The organism is Methylobacterium sp. UNCCL125 (genome assembly GCF_900116795.1).
GTDB classification, from domain to species: domain Bacteria; phylum Pseudomonadota; class Alphaproteobacteria; order Rhizobiales; family Beijerinckiaceae; genus Methylobacterium; species Methylobacterium fujisawaense.
In genome coordinates this window covers 15039-27863 of record NZ_FPBW01000030.1, presented here as the reverse complement: position 1 = coordinate 27863, position 12825 = coordinate 15039, and the positions used below count along the sequence as shown (strand labels likewise).

The window sequence follows — 12825 nt, the reverse complement described above, 5'->3', positions numbered from 1 at the left end:
TGGCATCCCCTCATCGAAGCTCCCCGTTCGTGGCCGCTCTTCACCCGGCGGCCGGCCCCGTGCGGCCAGGGAAGCGGGCCATTGCCGCCCATGAATGGGATCCGGGGCTCGCGTCCGTGCGGAACCGCGCGCCCGGCCTTCCGCCGTCCACCCGAATGCGATGTGACGGGCGCTCCGACGCGGCTCGACCGGTGAGCCAGCTGCGCTGGTCTGGGAGGCAACCGCGTCCTGACCGAAGCCGCGGGCCTCGAAGATCCTGTGGACGACGCCTGGCCGCTTCGCCTCGTCCAGCCCGATCGTGACGCAGGCGAGGGCAGCGGGGCGGCCCTGCGGGACAGCGACCTGCATCTGCTGGTCGACCGGCCACAAACGGAACGGCGACGGGCCGCGCGTGCGTCAGCGTGCGGGCGGCGGCGCGGACGGTCGTCGTCCCATCGATGGCCACCGTCACGCCGTCGGGTTTCCCGTCATCCGAGCGACTGACAAAGATCAGCCCGGCGGTCGGCGCCCCTATCCGGCCGACCCGGAGCGGGCCGGTCGGGGCAATGTCGAAGTAAGAGCGGACGGTCCGTCTCCGATCCAATTCGGCCACTCGGCGGACTCGGACGACAGCCCGAAAACGGATGCGGCCGACGGCACGTCCTACCTGTGCGCCCGCCGGTAGTCACGCGGGCTCATGCCGTGGCGATCCTTGAAGCGGCGCGCGAAATGCGCCTGGCTGCTGAAGCCGCAGCCGTAAGCCAGCATGCCGATCGACAGGTGGGCGCAGGCCGGATCGGCTAGGCGCTTGGCTGCCGCCTCTATCCGGCGTCCCCAGATGTAGTCGGAAATGTGCCGGCCGCGCTCGTGGAACAGCTCCTGCAGCCGGCGCAGCGACACGCCGACCGCGGCGGCGAGCTTCGGCGGGTCGAGGGTCGTGTCACTCAAGTGCGCCTCGACGTAGGCCTTGGCGCGCTGGACGGTGGCGTTGCCGTGTATGGAGCGGGGCACCGCCTGCGCCAACCGTTCGGCGAGACTGGCCACGACCAGATCGATCCCAATCGACGCCATGCGCGCCGCACCGTCGGGGTTGAGCCGATCTCCCACCCGGATCAGTTCCTGGACGTAGGTGTTCGCGAGCATCGTAGAGGCGAGGTTGGCCTCGACCGCGAGGGCAGTGAACAGTTGAGACGGGCCCAGCACGCTCTCCAGGCGCTCCCGCGGCAGGTCGAGGATCAGGAAGGTGCCGGTCTCGATCTCGCTCACGCCCGGTCGATGATCGAGCACGACGAAATCGCCGGCCCGAGCCAGCGCCTCACGCTCGTTCTGCTGGACGGCATGGCGGCCGGATTGGCTGAAGACCGCGTAGAGGCGGTCACCCCGGCCGTTCCGCCGCACCGCCTCGGGTGTCACTTCGGTCCGGGTGGAACTCTGAACGCTTCGCGTGATCGGCAACGCTCCGATCGCGGTGACCTCGATCCGGCCGTGGAACGGCGCCGCGTCAAGATTCCGGATCTCGTTCGGAACCATCTGATCGCACATCATCTCCCGCCATCGACGGAAGGCGATCCTGGGGTGGAGGCCCTCAGTCGAAAAAAGCGGTCGCATCCGCGGTCTCGGTCCACAGCTCGCCATACGAGGGCGGAGATTGGAGGGGCCGCCCGTCTATTGTATATAATCTAAGGATTCAAGCATTGCGGGCCGCCCGAAAACGGACCGGCGGAAACCCATCCCGAGCCGCCTTTTTCGGACGCGACCCATGCCAGACGCTTAGGCGACGATCAGCGCATCCCGGAAGCGATCGTAACTCGTTCGCGCCCCACTTTCGTTCGAGGCCGGGTTGGCTGTCGCCGTCGTTTCAACTCGGCGACAGGGGATCCTGTCCAAGGAGCTTTGCACCCATATCCGCCGAACGGCGAACCACCTCGAAGCCATAGGTGGTCATCTCCCGCTCATACGCCTGAAGCGCTGCATCGCAGGACAACTCGCCTTTGTGATGCTTCACGATCCAGTTCCTCAAAAGCCCCGCATCGCGCAAGGCGACGTTCGCGCCTCGCCCCAGGCTGGGCGTCATCGTGTGGATCGCGTCGCCCAGGAGCGTGACCCTCGTCTCCGGCTGGAGATCGAACGGAATGCAAGAGGCCATCTCGACATAGAAGAATGAACCGGCTTCGCCCGCCTGCGGCACCTTTGCAGCCCCTGACGGCCACTCTGCCAGAAGCCGGCTCGCCAGATCCTGCAGCGTGTCGCTGGAGGCCGCGCGCAGGGCGGCTTCGTCGTCCCCGAACAGCTCCTTGCGCCCCGCGATGATGCAGCCGATGTAATCATCCTGCGTCCGAAGCCTCGCCTGCGGCAGCAAGGCGCGGGCCGCTTGATCGGGCGCCATCGGATAGATCACAGGCCCCACGCCCAGGATCAACTTGCGGGTGTCGAAGGCGGCGGTGAAAATATCGGCCAGGGCGTGAGGCGGCAGAACCCGCCGCGCGTCGCTCAAGGCCAGGCGGCCATAGATGGCGCGGGCACCCGAATCCATCATCTTCGCGTCAGGCGCCCTTTGACGGCGCAACGCCGACCCCGCGCCGTCCGCACCCACCAGCATTGTGCCGCGCGCCGTCCGGCCATCGGAAAAAATCGCGGAGACCCCCGTCTCATCTGTCTCATAACCTTCGAGCCGTGCATCCCAGTGACAAACATCCTCCAGATCCTGCAACAGGATCTCGCGCAGGGTCGCACGGTTCACGTTCAGATGCTGGGCAATGCCGTCGGTCAGGTGATGCTGCGTCTTGCTGTAGTCGTCGGTCTGGAACCGGCGCTGGATTGCGAAACTCGTGTCCATGATGGTCGTGTAGGGCAGCGGGTGCATCGAGGTGGCCTCGAACAGCGCAAACAGCGGTCCAGGCAAGGCGGCTTTCAGCGCCGAGATGCCATCGGCATCCAGATGCAGGCGGTAGCCCTGCTTTCGATCCCAGGGGCCTGCATCTCGATCATAGACCGCGACCTCAATTTGCGATGCGCGCAAATGTTGCGCAAGACAAAGACCGCCGATCCCCGCACCGATGATGATGATTTTCACGTTTGTTGTCCTTGATATAGGCCTAGATCGAGCGACCAGCCGCCGGAGCGGCCTGCGAAAGGACCTGGAGCTACCAAGGTAAGCGCTGAGATGGTTTTCGAGACGATGTCTGTTAAGCGATCAGACATAAGGCGCCCATCTCCACCGGCGCGCAACGCGCACGCCTACGTTCACCTTGGCGTCTGCCAGGTTTGAACGTCGTGGAGCCAGTTGGGCGATGAGAAACCGCAAGCGGCGACCGCGCTACCAATCGGTCTGCTCTCTTCTCGACATGGAAATCATATTCTGAGTCGCGCCAAAATCAACCTGCCGAGCGCGAAAATCGAAGCGCGAAGGGTGGTGATATCCTGTTTCCGAAACGTCGGCCCATAACCGACCAATAGGAGATCATCACGTGCATCAGACGGCCATCGACTGAGTGTCCTTCTGGATCCTCGTAAACGCGTCTGCTTCTCGCGTTTTGCGCCCGGAAGCGGATTGTCAGAAACCCACCCTGAGCCGCCGGTCCGCACCCAACCCCTGCCAGCCGTGCCGCCAGCTTTCGCCGACACCCGGAAGCAGCCATTCACCGCCCCTCCGACACCTTCGACTTAAGGTGGACAGCGGACCGTAGATCGTCGTCCAGAAGCCGACGTTCAGCCTCCGACCGACCATCGTCGCACATGTTGCGGCCTGAATCGCGCCAGATCTGACAGAGATTCCGATCCAGATCTCAAACAGGCACTGCGATCTATCCACCACGTCTCGATCGCGAAGGTTCGGACTGCATCATGGATCGGGGCCAATCAGCGGCCGAGCGCTCCCTGACTTGCTGTTGAAGCCAGTACGCCCCCGCCATCAGGGCGCGCTCCCACGCGGGCGGATGCCGTCCGCCGCTCCCGTTTCCACGATGGTGACAGAAATTGTCACCACGGCGTCGTAGGACGCCGCCTCGGGTGAAAGGCGAGTCCATGAAACGCATTCAATATCACTCCTACGGCGGCCCCGAAGTCATGCGGCTCGAAGAGTTTGCGCTGGGAACGCCAGGGAAGGACGAAGTGGCGGTCGCCGTCCGTCGCGCCGCGCTCAACCCGATCGACTGGAAGGTCCGCAACGGCGCGATGAAGATCGTGACCGGGCGATCGTTCCCGCGTGGAATGGGTCTGGACCTGGCCGGCACCGTCACCGCGGTCGGGGCCGACGTGACCCGATTCAAGATCGGCGACGCGGTCTTCGGCATGGCGCGCTTCAAGGAGGCCGGTTCACTGGCCGAAGCTGTCATTGCCAAGGAAGCCGCGCTCGCGAAAAAGCCGGCGACCGTCTCCTTCGAGCAGGCCGCATGCCTCGGGACGGCGGGCGTCACGGCTTGGAATGGCCTCATCGACAAGGCGCAACTGAGGCCCGGTCAGAGCGTGTTCATCAATGGATGCTCGGGTGCGGTCGGAGAGGCCGGCGTGCAGATCGCACGCATGTTCGGCGCCAAGGTGTCGGGCAGCTGTGGCGCCGAAGGGATCGAGCGTGCCCGCTCGCTCGGGCTCCAAACAGTCTATGATTATCGGGTCAAGGCCGCATCCACGATTTCCGAGGTATTCGACGTGGTGTTCGATGCTGCAGGAACGCTCTCGACGTCAACCGGTATCGGCATGCTGCGCAAGGGCGGCACCTTCACCACGGTCGAGCCTACGCCCGTACGGTTCTTGCGTGCCGTGTTCGACCGGCGGATGAAACCGATCGTCGGAAAGCCACGTGCGGACCTGCTCGACCGCCTGGCAAAGGCAGCCCATGACAGGACGCTGGTTCTGCCGATTGCCGAAACCGTGCCGCTCGCGCAAGCTATTCCGCTGATCTCGGCAATCGAGGCGGGCCGCAAGCTGCGCGGCAAAGTGGTCGTCACGATCGGGTAGCCGTGTCGCGCAGTCACCGTCTCTTCGACCTCCTCCAGCGTCTCCGCCGTCACCGAGGGGTGGTCGCGGGCGCGGTGCTCGCTCGCGAAGCCGGCGTCTCCTTGCGCACCATCCGCAGGGATATCGCGACTCTGCAAGCCATGGGGGCCGACATCGATGCGGAGGCCGGCGTCGGCTATGCTCTCCGCCCTGGTTTCTTGCTCCCGCCGCTCTCATTCACCGAAGAGGAACTGCACGCACTGGTCATCGGTGCGGAATGGGTGAGCCGTCAGACCGACGCCGCCCTGGCTAGGGCCGTTCGCAATGCTCTCGCCAAGATCGATAGCGTGCTGACTCCGACCCTGCGGCCGGCTCTCGACGACAGCAGTTTCTACGTCGCCTCCGGCCCTCCCTCGGTCGCCACGCGCTTCGATCTGGCGCAGTGCCGCCGCGCGATGCGCGAGCAGCGTAAGATGCGGGTTGTCTACCGTGAAGAAAGTGGCGGCACGTCGGAGAGGATCGTCTGGCCGATCATGCTTGGTTTCGACGGATCCGGGCGAAGCTTTGCAGCTTGGTGTGAGAGAGAGGCCGGTTATTGCATTTTCGACGCCGAACGCGTTGTCGATATGACCCTTCTCGTGGAGCACTACCCGGGAAGCCGTCGACAGCTGGTCAAAGCGTGGCGCGCCGTGGCAGAACGACTGTGCGCGCAAAGGGTCCGATAAGGCCGCGGTCCTCCGCAGGGCTGCCGAGGAAGCGGCCGCACCAGCCGTGCAGTCGGCGATCGGCCCGCCGATCAGCAGGAAAGCGAGCGGGCGGCAGGCGCGGTCGGGGGGGCGCGTGGATCCCGGCCGTGCGTCCACCGCGCGAGCGCCCGCTTGCCCGCATCGGTTCTCCCCTTCGCCTCCCGTGGAACAGCGATGGGCCTCCACCCCGGATGGGTCGATCAGACCCTGGGCCGGCGGTCCGCCAGCCTGAGCCAGAGCTTCGAACAGACCGCCCGTCCTTGCCTGCCCAGCGCATGAAGCGGTCAAGGTCTTCTTCGGGCCGTAGATCTCGCGCGGTGCGTCCGCCCGACGTCCGCCGGATTTCAGCCCGTGACCGATGCCGCCGATCACGCGCGGGTCGTCGACGCGCTCCTTGCCTCGCGTATCGGTGGGCAGGTGCGGAGCGATCTTCGCAGACTGCTCGTCCGTCAGCCAGGAATGATCCATCGGCGCCTCTGGCAGGAGCCGTGAATCACACCCTGCCGGGCCGCACTATCGTTATGGGGGACGACACTGAGACGGCAGGCTGCCGGCTCACTTTTATTGAATAAATACGATCCATAATCGATCAGGAAGCAGAAGCCATCACCTTATTTTGCACCCTGAATGGTCGACGACTCGTGGCGATTTTCCGATATGGCGAGAGGAGGAATGCAGACGAAGGCTTTGAGACTCGGATAAGCCGCGTTCATTGCCGCATCGATCGTGTTGTTTTCGATCACGACCCCATAGCCCGGAAATCCGATCAGCTGATTGGAAAGCGGAAGACAGATCTTCATGAGGTTTCTCGCGCCGAGGGCTGAAACCGTGTACGCCATTACCCCGAAGCTATGACGCAAACGGAGCGGCACGTTCAGCCCGGCACGATCACGGAACTCTGCAACCCGAGCGCGAAGATCATCCTGTTCGAACTGCAGCTTGCAGCGAACCCCTTCGACAACCTCAAGCCAGAGAAAGGCGTCGAAGTTCACCCCCCAAAGAACGACATCCCAATCGGAGGGAAGCGCGTCCAGAACTGCGCGTGCCCCGGCATGAAAATCTCTCGAAAAAATCGCGTCGTCTTCCGCAATCGTTACACAGACATCCTCGTCCGCTGCCTTGGTCCAGAGACCGACATGGGAGTGTGCATTGCCCAAGGCTGGATTTGTATAGCGCAAATCTCGATGGATCATCCCGGTCCTGGCCAGTTCGTCGCGATCCAGGTTTCGGCCTTCGACAGCGTCCGGCCGGACAACCTGGAGGAAATCGTTGCGATGCATGAATGTTTTCAATCGCTCAGCGTCGCGATCCAGGTTGATGATGTGAACGGGGACATTCCGGTCGGCATCGATCATCGTCTTGTGCCTCGGCCACACGGGACATCGAAAAATCTTGATTCAAAAGAGTAGACAACAACACAGAGCGAGATTCTTGATAATTTTGCTCGTCGAGCAAAGGCTTGTGCGTTCGTGCGCAATACGAAAAATCTTTTGCTTGTATCTATGAATATAAATTTCAGATTTTCCATCAAGAAATTGCCTTTTCGTCCGAATATCAATCAAGCCACAGTACGGTGATCGTATTGGCCTGGTTCCGGACTCCCTGCTTTCCGCTCCCGATCCGCAAAGCCAATTCGAATTATCCAAGTGGCGAGATCATGATAACGCGTGATGTGCGGCTGCGACAAAGGCAATCTGGCGGACAGAGGCGCATTTACATCTGCCTGAAAGTCATCCACACGATGTGCGACAATCGAACCTGCGCCAGATGCCTTCCATCCGTCACGATGAATTGCAAATAAAGTAGTTTGTTATAAATTTGTAAGCGCCCTCATAAGCCACATTGTGCCCACCGGTCGACAACGCATCTCGATCGGCATGCGCCATCCAGCCTTCGACCATATACGGAACATCGTCAGAAGGGACGTTGTGCAAGAATATTGGCACCTGATGATGATTGAAATACATGGCTAAAACGATGTCGTCATTTGCGCGGCAAAATTTATCGTTTGATGTGTCGACTAAATATCGATCAAAATCGTCCTTGATACAATTCGGAGGATACAGGACCCCACCAAACCCCTCGAGCATCGTGCATGCGCCGTGCCCGTACCAGGGCTCGAAGAGACCTCCTTCTTTCAGGTTGCCTCCATAACGGGTGAGTATCCGATCTTCATTCGGACCGCATACGGATGTCAGCAATCTCAATTGATTTCGCGGATATCGGCAATCGTCGTCAACCGACCATATGTACGCATCGTCATGTCGATGACGGAGCAGGGTGGGGGCGATCTTCGTGATCGGCCCATAATCATCGGTTCGAAAAACCGCGATCTGACCTTCCGAAACGAGCCAATCCGGAAGAATGTATTCTTCTCCATTGCGCTTGCAATGGAACGGAATATTGATCTCCAGATGATCGACAGCCACGTCCTGATTGAGAACAGACGCGATGACGGGCTCGATCTCCGCGATACGGGACGGTATCGTCGTCATAGAGGCAATGATGCGCATCTCGATCCCGCCTCGCTGATGCAAGGAAGACTATTATTGACGCAACTTGACAGCATTCGCAAGAACCTTGCTCCTGCATCAGTTGCCCATTCAGGAATCGGAAGCGGTCGTCGCCAGTTCTGCCAAGAAACTCCGCGTCTGCCGCCGGTCGCGGGACGAGCGGCGAACGGGGCGGCAACCCTCGCGCCGATCGGGTCCACCGAAGCGCCTGCGTCGGCAGCGCCAACACCCTCGCGGTCGCGACTCCCGACAAGGGCCAGGAGCACTTCGCCGCTCGGCCGTGCCGCCGTCGCCATGAGCGGATTGTCGACCGGCTCGCCCCGTGTCGAAGACTTGCGCCGCTCCCACGATGCGGCCCCCTGATTGCCGCCTCACGGCTGGCAAGACCTCCAGAGACAAGGCGCCGCTGCCGAGGACTGTGCGAACCCGGATGAGCAGAGATCGATCCGGATCAGCGCGAGCAGATCGTCGTCTCGATCAGATCGGGCAATAAACCGGCCGATCCCAAGCTCTTGCAACTCGCGCGCCACCGACTGAGATACGCATCCAGAGGTAATGCCGCCCGTTCCGGCCAGCGATTGAGCGCACCGATGTCTTCCAACAGCGCGGGACGCGCCATCAGGGCGGGTAGCAGTATCGAAACCGCCGCCTTCGCATGGTCGGATAGTCCGACGAAACCCTCCAAGGTTGATCTATTGCGGGTGAACCAAGAGCTGGACGTTCCGAGGCCTTGAGATGACGCAATCTGATTGTACTGGGTCAGAATGTTATCTCGATAATGGCTTATCTCCTTCCCATAGCCCGCATCTCCCGGAAACGGCGGGGTCCCCTCCCAATCCGCCGCCAGGTTGGCGAGACCGCGGAGCGAGAAGCTTTCAGCGATCATTTCTTCAACCCACTGGCATGGCGCGCTGGGTTTCGCTTCGCTGTCCCAAGAATTACTCACGACATGACCCAGTTCGTGGCCGAACTGATAGGCCAACTGGGTCCAAGCACGCTCGCCCACGTCGACATGGATGATGGCAGTATCGCTCGCATCCCGATGCAGCCAGACCGCGGGTGGACCGGCGGGGCAATTCTCGATCCGTAATATCTGCGGCTGCCGATCGGACACCATGCGGATGCCGGAGCAGCAGGCCTCCCGCATGCGGCCGATCACGAGCGCGGCCGACCGTGGCGGCGCGAGCCATTCGCCCCGGACTTCGACAGGATTCGCCAGGATCGGAGCGCTGCCTGCTCTGGTACGGCCGAGGCTTATCATGTATAAACCTCCAGCAAAAGCGACGCTCCGACGTGAGATCAGCCTATCCCGCATGTGTCGGGCTGCGGCTTAGCAGGATGCGCGCCTGTTCGGTATCGCTTCGTATGTCATCGCGCGCCATGTAGCCGTAGATCTGACGATTATCGATGTACTGTACGACATTGCTCTTCCGAGCGCTGTCGGAAAAAATCACATACTCGTGCCTGTCTGTTCCGTCCTGATAGTTGAGCAGCGGGATGACGTCGGTCCGGACGAGGTAGGTGCAATGGACCACCGGCATTTCGACGACACCTGTGATCCAGCGGTTCAACACCCAATCGTACTGGTCGCAATGACTGTAGTATCCCTGATCATCGACCGCCGCATGGTAATTCGAGTAATAGCTTCCTCTCTCCACCGATCGTAGAAAGGGGGCCACGATGGGCAACTGCAGCGCCACCAGTTCGCGAAGCGTGTTTGGCCGAATGAAATTGTCGACATCGGCCGTGAAGTAGAAATCGCATCCATGATGGATCGTCCGTTGAAGGCTTTCCTGACGGATGCGCCCCAGGACCCGGAACCGCGTCGCGTTCCACTCGTGCAATTCGTAGGTTTGGACGGGATCTTCGACGTCGCTGGCATCGAACTCGACGGCCGCATACTGAGCGCCGAATGTCTCGATCCACTGCGCCAGGATGTTCTCCGTCTCATCCGTATTGTTGTTGGTTCTTATATAAAGTACGATCTTGGATTTCGGATAATCCATATTTCTCAAGCAGTCGAGATAGAGTGGGAGCGCTGCGGCCATCTGCTTCGCCAATATCGCGACCAGCACGCGGGCATCTGCGGCGGCGGGTTTCAGCTCCCGCGCGGGGCCGATCTCGTACTGCTCAAGGAAATTCGGCGTCGCGCGCGAGCCCAGACGGACGGCGGTCTTCTCGTCCTGGATCTTCGTCAACGACGCACGGGCATTGGCCTCGACCCGAGCGCGTTCCGACAGCGGGAGCCTGTTGTCCGCCAGAAGCTTCAGACAGGCCTCTAAGCATTCGCTATAATGTCCCGCCCAGTAAGCGTTGATGGCGAGCTTGTCCAATAAGCCGTAATCGTAGACCCATTTGGAAAGAAAGAGTCCGCCTGCGGGTTCGACGAGATGAGAACCCGCTTTGGCCGCAGCGAAGCCCTCCTCGTTGCGGCCGTGTCGAAAATAGAGGTCGCTGATGTGATGAAAAGCTTCCGCGCGAGTCCCGCAAACCGCTATGGCGCGTCGGTAGACGTCAGCGATCTCGTCGACGGGCCGGCCGAGACGATCCATGAGGTGGCCGGCTTCCAATAAACTGATGTACACCTCTTCGGTCCAATAACCCATCTCGCTCCGTGCGAGATATGCATCCAGGGCCTTCTCGAGCTGATTGCTGTCTCGGTAACTTTGGCCAAGATAGAACGTATACCTTGACCGAAGGAAACTGTCGCTCTCGACATCGAGGGCGTCCTCCAATCTGCGGGCGTCGCGGCGATAAGTGTCCGGATCCTTTTCTCGGGCGCCGCCCGATGCGCCCGATGCGATGTGAAATCCGATGGCGTCTCCCGATGTGACGCCGTCCGGTGCCTCGATATACTCGTGCAGCACGCCCTTGTAGTAAAAATCCCTTTCGTTCGACATGATTTGAGGGCGCCAATATCTTATGCCGCCACGTCGGATCTCGACGTTGTAATAATCATGGCTCAAAGACGCTTTGAATTTCTGCGGGTCGAAACCGTCGTCGAAGGTGAGCGTTTCGTCCGCGTCCATGACGAAGGCGTATTTGACGACGTTCCGCGCTCTGAGATGGCGCAAAGCCGAGCTTCGATTTGTGGCAAAGTCCTGCCACGTCTCCTCGACGACGTCCCCCGATACATGATTCCGCTCCAGCCAGGAACGAATGATGTCCTGGGTGCCATCCGTCGATCCGGTATCGGAGATGAGCACGTAGTCGATCAGAGGAAGCATGCTCTCGAGGCAGCGCTCGATCACGCGCGCCTCGTCCTTGACTATCATGGACAAGCCAATTTTTGCCATGGTCCCGTTCTCTCCCGATCAAAGAGGCGAGCGGCTGACAAGAATTTTCAGTACCCCCGTCCGGACGCATGGCGCACATGAAAACCGGACTTCGTTGATATATTACAGATTTCAGGGCGCCGATAAGACGCCTATGTTGCCATATCTTCGCCGGGTAGTATAGCTCGCGCGGTGTAACATCAATCTGTCGGCAGGAACGATCTGGACAGAATCGTCCCGGCTCGAAAAGCCCGCATGGGGTGAGATCCCGATCTCGGAGGGCACAGAACCGCCCCTCGGTCAGGTGCCGGACGACGGGGCCGCGGACCGGCTGGGCTATGCCGACGTCTGGTCGACCAGCCGCTGAGGCCATCCCGGACGAGGTCGCAGGCCTTTTCGTGTCGCGAGGTACTGCTGGATGCGACGGTCGGCGAGGGCTTCCGTGCGTGTGGGCGGTGTCTGCCCGCAGGCGTGAGGTGCGTCTGGCGCTGCCGAGGGAACGTCGCCGTCGGTCGGGACCAAGAATTACCATTCGGTATGCGCGCGGCCACGGCGCATCGAAGCCACCCACGCAACACCGATGCCGCCCCCATGCGCACCGCTCGTGGTCTCCGTGGCGGGCCGGCACCGGAGCGGTTCGGGCGCCGGACGCATCTCGCCTCGCCCTGCGCGGCCCGCGCCGAACGTGGAGAGGCCGCAGCGGCGAGCTGCGGCCTCTCTGTTCCGGAGGGCGCCCGGAAAGGCGCCCTCCGCATGTCATCCCAGTCAGCTCGGCCGACCCAGATTGTTGAGCAGATCGGTCGGCGAGGACGTGTTCGAGGACGCGCCACCCGCCGTCGACCGGCTCGCTCCGAGCGAGGCGCTCGCTTGGGTCGTCGCGTCGCCCGAGCTTCCGCCGAGCCGGAACGCGTTCATGAGAGTCAGGATGTCTTGTTGCGCGGCCGTATCGCTGAGTAGGCCACTCACCGAGCCGTTGTTGGAGATCAACCGGCTGATGAGGTCTCCCAGCGATCTCAGGACATCCATGTCGGACACGCTCGAACCCTGAGTCGACTGAGCGAAGACCGGGTCCATCCCCGTGCTGACGGATCCCTGATCGATCACAGCTCCAGCGCCGCCGTTCGATCTCGTCGCATCCGCCGAGTCGTAACCATGGTGATGATCGTGACCATGGTGGTGGTGGTGATGGTGGCCTCCAGTGGCGCCCGTCGCGCCCGTGCTGCCGGTCGAGCCGGTCGAGCCGGTGGCACCCGTCGAGCCGGTCGAACCGGTCGCTCCGGTGCGGCCTGTGGCTCCGGTGGCACCCGTCGAGCCGGTCGAACCCGTCGCGCCGGTGCGGCCCGTGGCTCCGGTGGCGCCCGTCGAGCCGGTCGAACC

Annotated in this window: 9 protein-coding genes and 1 pseudogene; 2 read left to right on the top strand and 8 right to left on the bottom strand. The window is 61.8% G+C overall.

Going from position 1 to position 12825, the window contains the following annotated elements; all coding sequences use genetic code 11:
- Positions 1-642 precede the first annotated feature (642 nt).
- The gene (locus BM396_RS25505; RefSeq protein ID WP_043386563.1) at positions 643-1587 is read right to left on the bottom strand and encodes a helix-turn-helix domain-containing protein; all 945 of its coding nucleotides are present in this window, start codon (positions 1585-1587) and stop codon (positions 643-645) included.
- Between the two features lie 250 nt (positions 1588-1837).
- Positions 1838-3052, bottom strand: coding sequence for an FAD-dependent oxidoreductase (locus BM396_RS25500; RefSeq protein ID WP_236961497.1), 1215 nt, complete (start codon positions 3050-3052; stop codon positions 1838-1840).
- A gap of 950 nt (positions 3053-4002) precedes the next feature.
- On the opposite strand from BM396_RS25500, the gene BM396_RS25495 reads away from it, so the two are divergent.
- Positions 4003-4935, top strand: coding sequence for an NAD(P)-dependent alcohol dehydrogenase (locus tag BM396_RS25495; protein WP_043386569.1), 933 nt, complete (start codon positions 4003-4005; stop codon positions 4933-4935).
- A 2-nt stretch (positions 4936-4937) separates the two neighbouring features.
- Positions 4938-5639: a helix-turn-helix transcriptional regulator gene (locus BM396_RS25490; RefSeq protein WP_043386572.1), complete on the top strand. Its 702-nt coding sequence runs from the start codon at positions 4938-4940 to the stop codon at positions 5637-5639.
- Positions 5640-5675: 36 nt separating this feature from the next.
- Here BM396_RS25490 and BM396_RS25485 read toward each other — a convergent pair.
- The 6 genes and pseudogenes from BM396_RS25485 to BM396_RS33155 all read right to left on the bottom strand — a co-directional run.
- Positions 5676-6128, bottom strand: a pseudogene (locus BM396_RS25485) (IS5/IS1182 family transposase); the annotation flags it as partial.
- Between the two features lie 143 nt (positions 6129-6271).
- Positions 6272-7015: a glycosyltransferase family 25 protein gene (locus BM396_RS25480; protein WP_081948741.1), complete on the bottom strand. Its 744-nt coding sequence runs from the start codon at positions 7013-7015 to the stop codon at positions 6272-6274.
- 426 nt (positions 7016-7441) lie between these two features.
- Positions 7442-8173, bottom strand: a complete 732-nt coding sequence (locus BM396_RS32305) for a hypothetical protein (protein ID WP_139239540.1) — start codon at positions 8171-8173, stop codon at positions 7442-7444.
- Between the two features lie 451 nt (positions 8174-8624).
- On the bottom strand, positions 8625-9434 hold the full coding sequence (locus BM396_RS25475; RefSeq protein ID WP_091995011.1) for a hypothetical protein: 810 nt from the start codon (positions 9432-9434) through the stop codon (positions 8625-8627).
- A gap of 43 nt (positions 9435-9477) precedes the next feature.
- Positions 9478-11469 (bottom strand): tetratricopeptide repeat-containing glycosyltransferase, encoded by a 1992-nt coding sequence (locus BM396_RS25470; RefSeq protein WP_043386578.1) that lies wholly within the window; start codon positions 11467-11469, stop codon positions 9478-9480.
- A 744-nt stretch (positions 11470-12213) separates the two neighbouring features.
- On the bottom strand, positions 12214-12825 hold a 612-nt coding region (locus BM396_RS33155; protein WP_210187143.1), incomplete at its 5' end, for a hypothetical protein.